This window comes from Acidobacteriota bacterium (genome assembly GCA_009691245.1).
Taxonomy (GTDB): domain Bacteria; phylum Acidobacteriota; class Terriglobia; order 2-12-FULL-54-10; family 2-12-FULL-54-10; genus SHUM01.
In genome coordinates this window covers 19,742-33,964 of sequence record SHUM01000020.1, presented here as the reverse complement: position 1 = coordinate 33,964, position 14,223 = coordinate 19,742, and the positions used below count along the sequence as shown (strand labels likewise).

At 60.1% G+C, this 14,223-nt stretch carries 11 protein-coding genes; 9 read left to right on the top strand and 2 right to left on the bottom strand.

Annotation, left to right across the window (positions count from 1 at the left end; genetic code table 11):
* Positions 1–183 precede the first annotated feature (183 nt).
* The gene (locus tag EXQ56_06750) at positions 184–2,376 is read left to right on the top strand and encodes a dehydrogenase (GenBank protein MSO20153.1); all 2,193 of its coding nucleotides are present in this window, start codon (positions 184–186) and stop codon (positions 2,374–2,376) included.
* 338 nt (positions 2,377–2,714) lie between these two features.
* On the opposite strand, the gene EXQ56_06745 is transcribed toward EXQ56_06750, so the two are convergent.
* Positions 2,715–3,434, bottom strand: a complete 720-nt coding sequence (locus EXQ56_06745; protein MSO20152.1) for a uracil-DNA glycosylase — start codon at positions 3,432–3,434, stop codon at positions 2,715–2,717.
* A 133-nt stretch (positions 3,435–3,567) separates the two neighbouring features.
* Between EXQ56_06745 and EXQ56_06740 the strand changes: the two genes are divergently transcribed.
* On the top strand, positions 3,568–5,070 hold the full coding sequence (locus EXQ56_06740) for an aldehyde dehydrogenase family protein (protein MSO20151.1): 1,503 nt from the start codon (positions 3,568–3,570) through the stop codon (positions 5,068–5,070).
* A gap of 107 nt (positions 5,071–5,177) precedes the next feature.
* Positions 5,178–5,753, top strand: coding sequence for a hypothetical protein (locus EXQ56_06735; GenBank protein MSO20150.1), 576 nt, complete (start codon positions 5,178–5,180; stop codon positions 5,751–5,753).
* A gap of 56 nt (positions 5,754–5,809) precedes the next feature.
* Here the strand turns inward: EXQ56_06735 and EXQ56_06730 are convergent, their stop codons facing one another.
* On the bottom strand, positions 5,810–6,496 hold the full coding sequence (locus EXQ56_06730; protein MSO20149.1) for a transglutaminase family protein: 687 nt from the start codon (positions 6,494–6,496) through the stop codon (positions 5,810–5,812).
* A gap of 393 nt (positions 6,497–6,889) precedes the next feature.
* Between EXQ56_06730 and secA the strand changes: the two genes are divergently transcribed.
* The 6 genes from secA to EXQ56_06700 all read left to right on the top strand — a co-directional run bounded on the left by secA (position 6,890) and on the right by EXQ56_06700 (position 14,039).
* The gene (gene secA / locus EXQ56_06725; protein ID MSO20148.1) at positions 6,890–10,003 is read left to right on the top strand and encodes a preprotein translocase subunit SecA; all 3,114 of its coding nucleotides are present in this window, start codon (positions 6,890–6,892) and stop codon (positions 10,001–10,003) included.
* 66 nt (positions 10,004–10,069) lie between these two features.
* A complete protein-coding gene (locus tag EXQ56_06720; protein ID MSO20147.1) occupies positions 10,070–10,315 on the top strand; it encodes a type II toxin-antitoxin system HicB family antitoxin in 246 nt (81 codons plus the stop codon).
* On the top strand, positions 10,308–10,520 hold the full coding sequence (locus EXQ56_06715) for a type II toxin-antitoxin system HicA family toxin (protein ID MSO20146.1): 213 nt from the start codon (positions 10,308–10,310) through the stop codon (positions 10,518–10,520). Before EXQ56_06720 ends, EXQ56_06715 begins: the two co-directional genes overlap by 8 nt.
* Before the next feature lie 840 nt (positions 10,521–11,360).
* Positions 11,361–12,458 carry a GHMP kinase gene (locus tag EXQ56_06710; GenBank protein ID MSO20145.1) on the top strand — a complete coding sequence of 366 codons (1,098 nt, stop codon included), beginning with the start codon at positions 11,361–11,363 and terminating at the stop codon, positions 12,456–12,458.
* 124 nt (positions 12,459–12,582) lie between these two features.
* The gene (locus tag EXQ56_06705; GenBank protein MSO20144.1) at positions 12,583–13,023 is read left to right on the top strand and encodes a hypothetical protein; all 441 of its coding nucleotides are present in this window, start codon (positions 12,583–12,585) and stop codon (positions 13,021–13,023) included.
* Between the two features lie 146 nt (positions 13,024–13,169).
* A complete protein-coding gene (locus EXQ56_06700) occupies positions 13,170–14,039 on the top strand; it encodes a CPBP family intramembrane metalloprotease (GenBank protein MSO20143.1) in 870 nt (289 codons plus the stop codon).
* Positions 14,040–14,223 lie beyond the last annotated feature (184 nt).

Sequence of the window (14,223 nt, the reverse complement as noted above, 5' to 3'; positions counted from 1 at the left end):
GATCGGGCATCGACGCGGATGGGGATTCAGCCGGTCCGAAAGTTCGCCAGCAGTTGAAAGCCAGAAGTTGCAAGCCGGAAGTTGAATAGTAGTTCGGCGCAGTGGCGCATCCTAGCGTAGCGCATCGCGGTTGCAGTCTGCGTCATTTCGTCAATTCAGGTCATCAGTTCAGGAGCTTTTGGCATGGCAGCATCGACCTCCACCGTGGTGGCGCGGAAGCTTGCGGGTCTGGACCGCAGCCGCCTTCTGCACGCCTATCGTTCCATGGTTCTCTCGCGGCGCCTCGACGAAAAGCAGATTGTTCTGCATCGCCAGGGCCGGACGTATTTTCAGCTCTCGGCCTCCGGTCATGAGGCGTTTCAAGTCGCCGCCGCCATGGCCCTGAAGCCAGGCTACGACTGGTTCTTCCCTTACTATCGCGATCAGGCGCTGGCCGTTGCTCTGGGCTTTACGCCGCTCGATCTGTTGCTTGAAGCGGTAGGCTCATCGGCCGCGCCATTCAGCGGCGGACGCCAGATGCCCAATCACTGGGGCAGCCCCGCGCTGCACGTTGTCTCGCGCTCCAGCGCCGTGGGCACCCAGTTCCTGCACGCGGTTGGATGCGCCGAGGCCGGCATCTACTATCAGCGAATGTCAGCCGGCACGCCGCCGCCGTCCGCGCCTCAATTGCAGCAAGACTCTTCGTTGTCTTCCAAACTGACTTCCAAACTGTCCTCCAGCTTCGAGGCTGACGAAGTGGTTTGCGTGCTGGGCGGCGATGGCTCCACCAGCGAAGGCGAGTTCTTTGAGTCGCTCAACACCGCTTGCCATGATCGCCTGCCAGTGCTCTATCTGATCGAAAACAACGGCTACGCCATCTCCACTCCCGTGGAGGAGCAGACCGCCGGCGGCAACTCGCTGCAACTGGTCTCCGGATATCCCAACCTGTACCGCGAGGAGACCGACGGCACCGACTTCGTCGAGAGTCTCGAAGCCCTACAGCGCGCCGTCGCACATTGTCGTGAGCGCAAGGGACCCGCCATCGTGCAGGGCCATCTGTTTCGCCTGCATTCGCACTCGCTCTCCGATGATCAGCGCCTCTACAAATCATCCAGGGAGATTGCCGAAGAGACGCTCCGCGACCCTCTGCCTAAGCTGGCCGCGCGTCTGGAAACCGAGGGCCTCTTAAGCGCCAAGGATCGTGCCGCGCTGGAGCAGGAAGTGGATACCGAGATTGAGCACGCTGCCGAGCAGGCTCTCGTCGCTCCCGGCCATCACACCGACAAACAATCGAGCCACATCGAGCGGCATGTCTTTTCCATTCACGTGGACCCCACCTCGCGCGCCTTCGATCACCCCGCGCAGTTTTCCGGCGAGCCGCTGACCATGGTGGAGTCATTGAACGCCTGCCTGCGCGACGAGCTGCGCCGCGACCCCCGCGTACTCCTCTACGGCCAGGACATCGCCGACTGCGGCAGCGAGCAGACGCTGCCGGAGGTGAAGGGCAAGGGCGGAGTCTTCAAAGTAACGCATGGCCTGCAGCGTGAGTTTGGCAAAGGCCGTGTCTTCAACGCGCCCATCGCCGAGGCCAACATCGTGGGCCGCGCCATCGGCTATGGACTGCGCGGGCTGAAGCCGGTGGTGGAGATTCAGTTCTTCGACTACATCTGGCCGGCCATGATGCAGATTCGCGATGAGATGAGCGTGATGCGCTGGCGCTCCAACGGCAACTTCGGCGCGCCTGCGGTGATTCGCGCGGCCTATGGCGGCTACTTGAGCGGCGGCTCGATCTATCACAGCCAGTGCGGCGAGAGCATCTTCGCGCACATCCCCGGACTGCGCGTCGTGCTCCCTTCAAACGCCGCGGACGCCAACGGCCTGCTGCGCACCGCGATTCGTTGCGACGATCCCGTGTTGTTCCTCGAGCATAAGCATCTCTATCGCCAGACCTATAACCGTTCTCCGTACCCCGGCCCTGATTACATGATCCCGTTTGGCCGCGCCAACATTGTGCGCGAGGGACGCGACGCCACTGTGATCACCTACGGCGCGCTGGTGCAGAAGTCGCTGCAGGCCGCGCAGAAGCTGGCCGAGGAGGGCATGAGCGTCGAGGTGGTGGACCTGCGCTGCCTCAGTCCATTCGATTGGGACACGGTCGCCGCGTCCGTGCGCAAGACCAGCCGCGCCCTCGTTGCTCAGGAGGACAATCTGTCGTTCGGTTACGCCTCGGAGATCGCCGCGCGCATCAGCGAGGAGATGTTCCACGAACTCGACGCGCCGGTGAAACGCGTCGGCGCGCTCGACACCTTTGTCGCCTATCACCCCACGCTCGAGAAGCAGATACTCCCGCAAGCCTCCGACATCGAAGCCGCCTTGCGCGACCTGGCCGCCGGCTAGGGTCCGCCCACGGGAAACACAACTCGGGTCCCGGAAATCATCCGCGAAACTTCCGCACGTTTCCTTCGCCTTATATTCGTCTGGTACCAGCGGTCCCAGAGTTTCGCTTTCCATTCACCTTGGATGGTGTCCCATCCGACCCGGCAGATCGTCGGCGGAATTCGCTCCGCCAAAAGCGCAAACGTTCACAGTTATTACCAACGACGCAGGGAAATTCTGATTGCGCATTCGCATTTTTAGCCAGCGCGACCCAATGCGCACGCGATGAAAAAGATGCAAACTTTATCTGGATCATTTCGACGATTTGGCATTGGCTCCACCGCTCGGTGAACTACCAGTCAATGGCGGAGAATCATTTTGGCCCGCTCGAACACGGAGAGGAACATGGCGGGAGTAAGTCGCCCGGTCTGCGTGTTGCGAGGACTAGGGTGGTAGCTGGTGAGCAGCGTCAGCGGTGTGGGCAGAATGGCGTCCATGGTGTATTCCGCGCCGTGGGCGAAGCGATAGGCGAATCGAGGACGGACCAGTTTGCGCTCAGTGAGGATTGCCAGAAATCGGTCGAAGGCGATCTTGCCGAGACAGATGACACAACGCAGGCGCGCGTCCCCCCTGCCCGGCATGCCCAGCGCATCGAGTTCGCGCTCCAGGTAGGGGCGGCAGTTGCGCGATTCGGCGGGCAGCGGCTTGTTGTCCGGCGGAGCGCAACGCACGGTGGCGTTGATGTAGGCGTCGCGTAAGGTCATCCCGTCGTCGCGCGAGATGGAGTGCGACTGGCTGGCGAAGCCGCTCTGGTGCAGCGCCGCGTAGAGAAAGTCGCCGGAGCTATCGCCGGTGAAGACGCGCCCGGTGCGATTGCCGCCATGCGCGGCGGGCGCCAAGCCGATAATCAGCAGACGCGCCTGCTGGTCGCCGAAACCCGGAACGGGCTTGCCCCAGTAATCCCAAGCCATGTAAGCGCGGCGCTTTTCGCGCGCCGCCGCCTCGCGGTACTCCACCAGGCGCGGGCAGAGCGTGCAGCGGATGATCTCTTGCTTGATCTTGAGCAGGCTGTCAGCCATGGCTCCGGGGTTCCAGGTAGGGACAGGTCTCCAGACCTGTTCCGCCGAGGCAGGCAGGAATGCCTGCCCCACTTAATAGAATCCGCTATAGTATCATTTTGCACTGGCATGGCATAAGAACGGGAGGCGCTCGATGGCGCAGGCAAGTTCAGAAGCTGTGAAGGGCGGGCGCGAGCTGGGTGGACGTGATGTCATCCGCGATGAGTACCGCTGCTTGATCGGCGGCGAGCTGGTTGGTGCGCTGTCGGGAGAGACCGTCGCCACGCACAATCCGGCCACGGGAGAGAAACTGGCCGACGTGCCCAACTGCGCCGCGGCGGATGTGGATCGCGCCGTCGCGGCCGCGCACGCGGCGTATCCGGCGTGGCGGCGACTCACTCCGGTCGAGCGCGCTGTGTATGTCCGCAAGTTCGCCGCGCGGCTGCGCGAGCGCGCCGAGACTTACGCCTGGATTGACTCACTCGACCTGGGCAGTCCATTACAGGCCATGCGCAAGGATGTAGCATCCGCCGCCGCGCTGAATGACTTCTATGCGGGCCTCGCGCCGGAGATCAAAGGCGAGACCATCCCGGCGACTGCCACAACTCTGAACTTCACCATTCGCGAACCGTATGGCGTGGTGGGGCGCATCATTCCGTTTAATCACCCCATCATGTTCGCCGCGCGCATCGCCGCGCCGCTGATCGCCGGCAACACCCTGGTGATGAAGCCGCCGGAGCAGACGCCACTTTCTGCTTTGGAGATGGCGCGCGACGTGCGCGAGATATTTCCGGCGGGCGTGGTTAATATCATCAATGGCGACGGCCTCAACGTGGGCGCACCGCTGGTCCGCCATCCGCTGGTGCGCCGTGTGCATTTCACCGGCTCGGTCGAGATCGGCCGCGAAGTGGCGAAGGCAGCGGCGGAGGGACTGAAGCCCGTGTCGCTCGAGCTGGGCGGCAAGAACCCCATGATCGTCTTTCCCGACGCCGACATCGACAAGGCCGTCGCCGGGGCGTTCAACGGCATGAACTACTGCTGGTCGCAAGGCCAGTCCTGTGGCTCGACCTCACGGCTGTTCCTGCATGAGTCACTCCACGACGAGTTTCTCGCTAAGTTACTTGAGAAAGTAGGAACCGCGCGGATTGGTATCCCCACCAATGAGTCCACTGACATGGGCTGCTTAGTGACTGAGAAACATTTTAATCGTGTCATGTCATACATTGAGTTAGGCAAGAAAGAAGGCGCTAGGTTAGTGGCGGGCGGCGGCAAGCCAAATCAGCCGGAGTTACAGAGCGGCTACTTCGTCCTACCCACCATCTTCGACGGAGTCACTCAGTCGATGCGCTTGGCGCAGGAGGAAATATTCGGCCCCGTGCAGGCCGTACTCACATGGAAGGATGAAGCTGATCTGCCTAAGCTCGCCAACAGCCTGAATTTCGGCCTTACGGCGAGTATCTGGACGAGCGACTTCCCCAAAGCCTTCCGCCTGGCGCAGGAGATCGAGGCAGGCTTCGTGTGGATCAATGACGCCAGCCGCCACTTCGCCGGCGTTCCCTTCGGCGGCGTCAAACACAGCGGCATGGGCCGCGAAGAAACTTTAGGGGACTTACTCAGTTACACGAAACTCAAAAGCATCAACGTGAATTTGGGGTAATGATAGTGATTCCACAAACCGTTCTAATCCGCTGGCTGACATACTTCCTTTACTTGGTGTCTGCCAGTCAATTTTCATTTGCTCAATCGCCTGACCGGCGGATTGGCTTGCTGGAGTTGCCGGCGCTGCGGATGCATGTGGAGGCGGGGAAGATGGTGGAGGAGTTTGCGCTCGCCGTTTATGATGCTCCGGCGCGCGGTGCGAAGTCGCGGCGCGTTGTGGCCAATTCGCAGAGTGGCCAACTGGTGACGAAGGAGCATGGGTACGGGGAGTACTCGCTCGTCGTGCTGGAGCGGCGCGCGGTGGGTGGCCAGGGCTGGGCGCGCGTGGCGTTAAATGATGGCAACGCATGGATTCCGGAGCCGGCGGGCGCGACGTTTCGCGCGTATGCCGATTTGGTGAAGGGGAGTCTCGCGTATCTCACCGAAGCGTGGGACGGGCGCGTGTGGGATTCTCCCGGCGGCATTGCTAAGATGATTCCGTTTCGCCAGATCAAGCGGCCCGAGCACGCCGCCGATGTCCTCGAGTATCGCGAAGTCAGCGGCCAGCTCTGGTTCCGCGTGAATGTCTTCAGTGAGTCGCCGTGTGAGACCGAGCAACCCGTGTCACTCATCGCAGGGTGGGTGCCGCCCTACAACGCCCGCGGCCAATGGACCGCCGACTTCTACTCCCGCGGCTGCTGACCGGACAAAGTGTGTCCAATCTCGGCGTTGTGATTAGGTCGCGCAACCAAGACTCACTACATCGACCCGTGCTTGCGGTGGACCAGGTTGGTCCATTGCTGGTAGGGGAGGTGTTGCGTCCACTTGAGCATGGTCCTGCTGGCGAACTGTGGGGTGTCGTTGTAGAAGAGGTGTTGCTTCTTGATGGTGAAGTGCGGCGCGCCGGCGCGGTCGGTCGGCGGGAGCGTCGCGTCGTGGCGGCCGTCGAACTCGATCAGGCGATAGTTCTTGCGTTCGCACAGCGCGCGGTCCAGCGTGCAGTCGGCCTTCAGCCAGTGGCCGCCGAGGTAGACGGCGTTCATGCCGTGGAAGTCCAGTTCGTTGCCGCCCATCATCTCGTAAAACTTCCCGGTGATCTTGTAGTCGATGATGTCCTGAAAACCGACGCGCGCGGGGATGCCGATGGCGCGGCACAGCGCGGCGTAGAGCGCGGCTTTCTGCATACAAAAACCATTGCCCAGCGCGAGCGTGTGCGAGGCGCGAAAGTCGGCGCGCGTGCGCACGGCGGGCGCGAAGTTGTAGGCGATCTCGTCGCGCACGAAGTTGAAGATGCGCGTGGCCTTCTCGCGCTGGTGGGAGCGATGATCGCGCGCGCCGGAAGCAAGCCCCGAGGTGAGCGAAGCCGCGCGGGCGCGGATCGCGGGGTGGTCCGAGTCCACGCAGTCGCGCGGGAGAAGGCTGGTTTTTGTATTCATCAGCCTCATTGCACAACGGCGGCTCAGTGCGTGTCAATATGCTTCTTCCGCAGGTGGTGCGTCAGCTTGGCGTCAGGGCACGACTAAACAGGTTGCTGAAAAACTCTCACGCGTCGTCATTCCGAGCGGAGCGAGGAACCTGCTTTTATTCCGCCCGCCTGAAAACAAAGCAGGTTCCTCAGCCCGGCAAAAGGCGCCGGACTTCGGAATGACGACGAGCGAGAGTTTTTCAGCAGCCTCTGAAACCGTGCCCTGACGGTTTGCGAATCAGACATTGAACGACCGCGAAAAGGTTCGCTGTCTTGCCGGGGGGCGGCGCTGGCCTCTATAATTGAACTTTAGCTTCTCAGCATTGCCCAACCTAGGACAAAGTCAAGGGCAAGGAATCGGGTTTCGCATAACATGATTGGCAATCTTCTGGCCAAAGTTTTTGGCACCAAGCACGACCGCGAGATGAAGCTGCTGGTTCCGCGCGTCGCACAGATGAATGCGCTGGCGTCCGCGATGGAGCAGCTCTCTGATGAGCAACTGCGCGGCAAGACGGCGGAGTTTCGCGCGCGTCTGGCCAAGGGTGAAAACGGCAAAGGCGAGACGCTTGATGACCTGCTCTACGAGGCCTTCGCGGTGGCGCGCGAGGCCGGGCGTCGCTTCCTGAACATGCGCCACTTCGACGTGCAGTTGATCGGCGGCATGGTGCTGCACGAGGGCAAGATCGCGGAGATGAAGACGGGCGAAGGCAAGACGCTGGTGGCCACGCTGCCGGCGTATCTGAACGCGCTGGACGGCAAGGGCGTTCACGTGGTAACGGTGAATGACTATCTGGCGCGGCGCGACTCGGAGTGGATGGGGCGTCTCTACAAGGCGCTGGGCCTGACCGTCGGCGTGATCGTGCATGACCTCTCCGACCAGCAGCGCCGCGAGGCCTACGCCTGCGACATCACCTACGGCACCAACAACGAGTTTGGCTTCGACTATCTGCGCGACAACATGAAGTTCAACCTGAACGACTGCGTGCAGCGCCGGCACAACTTCGCCATCGTCGACGAAGTGGACTCGATCCTGATCGACGAGGCGCGCACGCCGCTGATCATCAGCGGACTCTCCGACGTAACGCAGCCCGTATTTTACAATGAGCTGAAGCCACTGGTGGAGCGTCTGGTCAATAAACAAATTGCGTTGGTGAGCGGGTGGCTCGAGGAAGCGAAGAAGCTGTTCGAGGGCGACGAGGACGATCAGGAGTTGGCTGCGCAGAAGATTGTGCAGATCAAGCGCGGCGTGCCGAAGTTCAAGCCGATGATGGAGCTGCTCGAAAACAACGAGACGAAGCAAATTGTCGGGCGTCTCGAGAAGCGCGTGGGCGGCGACTTCGAGCGCGAGCTGCTGGAGCCTCTCTACTTTACGGTGAACGAGAAAAATCACATTGTCGATCTGCATAATTCGGGCCGTGCCGTGCTGGCCGCGGCGTTGAACGACGATCTGTCGCGCTCCGAGATGGCCTTCCAAGCGCAGCAGATCGAGCAGCGCAGCAACCTCAGCGACGAGCAGAAGGCGCGAATGCTGCGCGAGATGCAGGAGACTTTCGACACCTTCCAGATTCTGGACATCGACGATCAGATCAAGAAAATTGAAGCGCGCACCGACATTGATGACGCCGAGAAGGCGGATCTGGTGCAGCGCGTGCCGAAGCTTGCCGAGCAGCGCTGGATCAAGAACGAGTCGATTCGGCAACTGCTGAAGGCCTACGTGCTCTATGAGAAGGACGACGAGTACGTGGTGCTGGACAACGCCGTGGTCATCGTGGATGAGTTCACCGGACGACTGATGCCGGGCCGCCGCTGGTCGGATGGCTTGCACGAGGCGGTGGAGGCCAAGGAAGGCGCGAAGATCGAACGGCAGACGCAGACGCTGGCCACCATCACCTTCCAGAATTATTTTCGCATGTACAACAAGCTTTCCGGCATGACCGGCACGGCGGAGACGGAAGCGGCGGAGTTCGAGAAAATTTATAATTTGGAAGTCGTGGTCATCCCCACCAACCGCGAGTTGCGGCGCGTGGAAAATCCAGACATGGTGTATCGCACGGAGCGCGAGAAGTACAACGCGGTGGTCGAGGAGATACGCGAGTTGCAGGAGAAGGGCCAGCCCGTCTTGGTGGGAACGACATCGGTGGAGAAATCCGAGCGGCTGAGCGAGATGCTGAAGAAGGAAGGAATCAGGCACTCGGTGTTGAACGCCAAGCAACACGCCCGCGAGGCGGAGATTGTGGCGCAGGCTGGGCGCAAGGGCGCGGCGACGATTTCCACCAACATGGCCGGTCGCGGCACGGATATTTTACTGGGTGGCAACGCGGAGTTCATGGCGCGCGACTGGCTGCGCAAGCAGAACATCCCGCCGGAGACGGCCACGCCTGAGCAGATGCAGGAGGCCGTGGCGCGCTTTACGCCCGAGGTCAAGCAGGAGCACGACGACGTGGTGGCGATGGGTGGACTGCACATCATCGGCACGGAGCGGCATGAGTCGCGGCGCGTCGATAATCAGCTGCGCGGACGCGCCGGACGCCAGGGCGATCCCGGCAGTTCGCGCTTTTATTTGTCGCTCGAAGACAATCTGATGCGCATCTTTGCCAGCGAAAATATCAGCAACATCATGAAGCGGCTGGGCATGGATGAGGGCGTGCCGATTGAGTCCGGGCTGATCAGCCGGCGCATCGAGGCCGCGCAGAAGGCCGTCGAGGGACAGAACTTCGAGGCGCGCAAGCATCTGCTGGAATACGATGACGTGATGAACAAGCAGCGCGAGGCCATCTACGGCCAGCGCGCGCAGTTGCTCGATAAGGAAGACCACCGCGAGTATGTGATGGATCTCACGGAAGACGTGCTCTCCGATCTTGTGGATGACCATTGCCCGAAGGACGCGCATCTCGATCAGTGGAACATGGATGGGCTGCGCAACGTGATCTTCGGCCAGTTCGGCCTGGACCTGAAACATGAGCCGGCGGACATGGATCACGGAGTGGAGGCGTTGAAGGATTCGATTTACGCCAAGCTGGTTAAGAAGTATGAGGAGAAAGAGGCTGCGCTGACTCCGCAGGTGATGCGGCACGCCGAGCGCGTGATCCTGCTGCAGGTGGTGGACGCGCAGTGGAAGACGCATCTGCTGGCCATGGACGATCTGAAGGACGGCATCGGCCTGCGCGGCTACGGCCAGAAGGACCCGCTGGTCGAGTACAAGAAAGAGTCGTTCAAGATGTTCACCGAGTTGCGCGCGCGCATCGACGAAGAGGGTCTGCGCTTCCTCTACCTGCTGCAGCCGGTGGAGGAAGAGCAGCAGGTGAAGGATATCGAGCGCAAGCAGCAGCGCTCGCAGGCTGATTTAATTCTGCAAGGCGCCGAGGACGGCGCGGCCGAGCCGCCGTCGAAGACCGTGCAACGCAGCGGCGACAAAGTGGGCCGCAACGACCCCTGCCCCTGCGGCAGCGGCAAAAAATACAAAAAGTGCCACGGCGCGGCGGCGTAGTTTAGTATTGATCCGAGCCGCGACAGATATGGAGCGGTTCCGTAGCGCGGGAAGGAGATTCACTCCATGCTGGTGGAATACGTTCAAAAAAAAATGGAGACCGCCAAGTATAAGAAACTCGAAGATGGAACCTACTTCGGGGAGATACCCGGGCTGCGCGGCGTTTGGGGCAATGCCAAGAAGCTGGAAGACTGCCGCCGTGAGCTACAGGAAGTCTTGGAGGGCTGGCTGCTGCTCAAGGTCAGCGACCGGGAGCCAATCCCTGGGTTCAAGTGGAAAGTTGAAAAAGTGAAATTGGTTAATCGTGCCTAAGAGCATATCGTGGCGGAAACTGGTCCAGAAATTTCAGAGGCTGGGTTTTGACGGCCCTTACGCGGGACGCCGCCACCCATTCATGGTCAAAGGCACGCAACGAGTCCGCATCCCGAATCCTCGTCAGGGAGATATTTCCAAAGCACTAGTCGCGGAGATCCTCCGTCAAGCGGGTATCTCCTCAGAAGATTGGGATGAAGCTTAGGAGTCCCCTCATGGAACTTGCCCCTGAATACTCCATCCGACGTGTTGAAGACCTTTTGAATTCCAATGGAAGTAAACGAGCAAGGACGTCCCTTGTCAAATTCATCCGGGTGCGTCATAAGAACAGATTCTTCGACCCAATTACCCACCTCGGGAAAATACAAGGAGGACACGTAGGGTACGGGTTTGCGATGATGAGCTTGTGCTCGTTGCTAGTCGAAACAATCCAGTGTTACAAAACTGGGCTACCGACCACAGACAGAAGGGAATTCCAAAAACTTGCAGGCACGCCCGGTGTTCCGCCGTGGGCCTCGCTTAACGGTATCCAGCCTATGAGTGGCAGCAGCAGCTTTGAGGATTTCTTCGTCGGGTATAGCACGTCGTTTAACGGATTGGCTGGAGGGGAGTTTCACCGTAATATTAGGAATGGTTTATTGCACCAATCACAGACTAAGAATGGTTGGAGGATAAACAAAAAGGGTTCCAAAGTGTGGGATCCTAACAAGAAAACTGTAAATCGGACACTCTTCGCCGAAGCCTTACAAAATTGTTTTGATAATTATCTGAGTCAACTTGACACGGCTGTGTGGACGGACCCTGTCTGGGTGAATGCGCGGCGAAAAATATGGTGGCTTTGTTATATTTCAAAGTAAAGTGAGGCAAGCGATGAGGACCGCAAAGCTTTCCACCAACGGGCGAGTAACAATACCCAAGGGAACACGGGATGCGCAGCGATGGAAGACGGGCAAGCAATTTACCGTTGAATTGGTCGCGGAGGGCGTTCTACTGCAGCCCTTGAATCCAGTTCGAAGCAAGACGCCGCAAAAGGTGCTCAGCGGCAATGCTACGAACGCAGAGACGCAGCATGATCGCGGTCGCTATTGACATGATTGTTCAATCACAGGCGCCGGCGCGGGTGGATTTGGCGGGCGGGACCCTGGACATCTGGCCGCTCTACTTATTCCACGAAAATTCCCAGACGATTAATTTTGCGATTGATTGCTATGCGCGCTGTCGCATTTCAGCACGGCGTGATGGGCGGATTGAAATTGTTTCGCGCGATCTGCGGCGCGGCGAGGAGTTTGCGTCATTCGATGAATTGCAGCGAGTCGCGCGCGGCGGGAAGCTCCGGCTGCCTCTGCCGGCGCTGCTGATTCGGGAGTTCACGTCCCACGCTGAAAACTTGCCGGGGCTGACGCTGGAGATGGAGTCGGGCGTGCCCACCGGGTCGGGGCTGGGCGGGTCGTCGGCGCTGAACATCGCGATCTGCGGAGCGCTAAGTAAGTTTACGCAGCGATTCACGGGCAAGAAGTTTGCGCCGGGCAAGCTGCCCGGAAAACTCATTGAGATTGCGCGCAACGTAGAGTCGCAGGTGCTCGGCGTGCCGGCGGGCGAGCAGGATTATTACTCGGCGATGTTCGGCGGCGTGCAGGCGATTCATCTGACGCCGCACGGCATCGAGCCGGAGAAGCTGCCGGTGTCTCCGGACGAAATGAACAACCGCTTCGTGCTGTGCTACACGGGGCAGTCGCGGCAATCAGGGATCAACAACTGGGAAGTGGAGAAGGCGCACATTGACGGGCGGCGCGATGTAGTCCGCCACTTCGCGCGCATCGCGGCGATTGCGGCGGAGATGCGTTCCGCGTTGATCGAGCATGACTGGCGCGCGGTGGCGCGGCTGGCCGGGGCGGACTGGGCGGCGCGCAAGAAGGCCTGGCCGGGCATCACTACCGAGCAGATCGACCGGCTGATCGACATCGCCAAACACAACGGCGCGTGGGCAGGGAAGGCTTGCGGCGCGGGCGGCGGTGGATGCGTGGCGTTTCTGGTGGAACCGGAGGCGAAGGGCCGCGTGGCGGCCGCGTTGACGGCTGCGCGGGCGCAGGTTCTTCCGGCGCGCGTGGCGCCGCGTGGGTTGCAGGTGCGGACGGAGAAGTAGCGACCGATACGCCACCACGGAAAACGCCCGAACGCTCGCCATGCTTGATTTCAGCCTTCAGGGGACGTATAGTGGCAGCGATTGAGAAGGCAGCAAGCAGCCTAACCTTAAGGAGCATTCGCAGATGGCAGATCAAGCAACGCAGAATTTCAAGAATCACGCGCGCTTCGTGCCCGCGTTTCACATGGTTCTCTTTCCCATTCTGTTCATTAATTTCATCTGGTCCATCGTGCAACTAGTGCGCTCGTTTTCTTTCGGGACGGTGATGGGGGTGCTGCTGGCCATTGGCTTCATCATCCTGTTTTTCTGCGCGCGGGTTTTCGCGCTGACCGCGCAAGACCGCGTGATCCGTCTGGAGATGCGCCTGCGCATGAAGGAAGTGCTGCCCGCCGACCTGCGCGCCCGGATGATGGAGTTCACGCCGGGCCAACTGATCGCGCTGCGCTTTGCCAGCGACGAGGAGTTGCCCGAACTGGCGCGCAGGGTTCTGACGGAAAGAATTGAAGACCGCAAAGTGATCAAGCAAATGATCAAGACCTGGGTCCCGGATCACCTGCGCGTGTAACGCCGCTGAAACATCCTGTTGCGCTGTCATTCCGAGCGGAGCGAGGAATCTGTTTTTGTCCGCGCTGCTAAAACAAAGCAGATTCCTTGGCCCGGCAATATCCGCCGGACTTCGGCCTGACATCCTTGGAGACCTTCCCCAATCGAATGAACCACACTGGTTACTTCCTGTTGCCGGACGGCCGCCTGCGCGCTGGCTGGCGCCTCCTGATATTTGTCATATTCTGGGTGGTGATCGTCAATTTATTGGGCTGGTGGCTTCTCGAATATAGCCGTCATGGCCAGCCGGTGCTGGCTCCACTGATCCACCTTGCCTCCACTGCATTCGTAACTTGGGCCATGCTCAAGATTTTTGACTGCCGCCCGTTTGCGGATGTTGGCCTAGGGCTGGACAAGGGATGGTGGCAGTTGCTGGGATGCGGCAAGCTGGTGGGACTGGCGACGGTCGCGGCGGTCTCTGTTAGCTTACTGGGGATCGCGGACGTTCAAGTTACGTCAGTGAAGTCCGTGAACTCTTCTCCCATGCTCGCCATCCTTACCACTACTTTCCTGCTCGTGCTGGCCGCTTGCTTCGAGGAATTGCTGTTCCGCGGTTATCCGTTTCAGCGGCTGGTGGAAGGAATCGGTGCGACCGGCGCCGTGCTGGTCTCTTCCACATTCTTTGGAATCGTGCATTGGACCAACCCTTCCGCGTCCTTGTTGAGCACCACCAACACGGTGCTGGCGGGAGTGGTGCTTGCGCTCGGATATTTGCGGACGCAATCGCTGTGGTATCCCATCGGCTGGCATGTGGCGTGGAACTGGAGCTTGGGCCTGGCGGGATTTCCGGTCAGCGGCCTGGACCTGTTCGATGTGCCTTGGAGCGCCGCTGGCCCGCCAGCCACCGCGTGGCTGCACGGCTGGGAATACGGCCCCGAGGGCGGAGCGGTCGCCACGGTCGTCCTAATCGGTATGGCGGCGATGCTCTGGCGGTGTCCGGGCAAAGTGGGCTGCCCAAGCTCACCGAACCGGTACTGAATATTTCCCCGTCGGGTTCTCAATGATGGGGAATGTTTCCCTGATTCAGCCTTCCTTATTCCTCACTTGTTTCTTAATTAACTACCTATAACTATTTGTAAATAAAACAGATTAAAAATTCTGTTCCAGTTTGGTTAAGTGCTTGCACTACATGTGAGTGCGACTGTAACAGACTTTGATTGCC

Coding starts and splice junctions, on each gene's coding strand:
- EXQ56_06730 (MSO20149.1), bottom strand. CDS start 6,496: ATGAGGCTGATGAATACAAAAACCAGCCTTCTCCCGCGCGACTGCGTG.
- EXQ56_06740 (MSO20151.1), top strand. CDS start 3,568: ATGGCGCAGGCAAGTTCAGAAGCTGTGAAGGGCGGGCGCGAGCTGGGT.
- secA (MSO20148.1), top strand. CDS start 6,890: ATGATTGGCAATCTTCTGGCCAAAGTTTTTGGCACCAAGCACGACCGC.
- EXQ56_06710 (MSO20145.1), top strand. CDS start 11,361: ATGCTACGAACGCAGAGACGCAGCATGATCGCGGTCGCTATTGACATG.
- EXQ56_06720 (MSO20147.1), top strand. CDS start 10,070: ATGCTGGTGGAATACGTTCAAAAAAAAATGGAGACCGCCAAGTATAAG.
- EXQ56_06750 (MSO20153.1), top strand. CDS start 184: ATGGCAGCATCGACCTCCACCGTGGTGGCGCGGAAGCTTGCGGGTCTG.
- EXQ56_06745 (MSO20152.1), bottom strand. CDS start 3,434: ATGGCTGACAGCCTGCTCAAGATCAAGCAAGAGATCATCCGCTGCACG.
- EXQ56_06705 (MSO20144.1), top strand. CDS start 12,583: ATGGCAGATCAAGCAACGCAGAATTTCAAGAATCACGCGCGCTTCGTG.
- EXQ56_06700 (MSO20143.1), top strand. CDS start 13,170: ATGAACCACACTGGTTACTTCCTGTTGCCGGACGGCCGCCTGCGCGCT.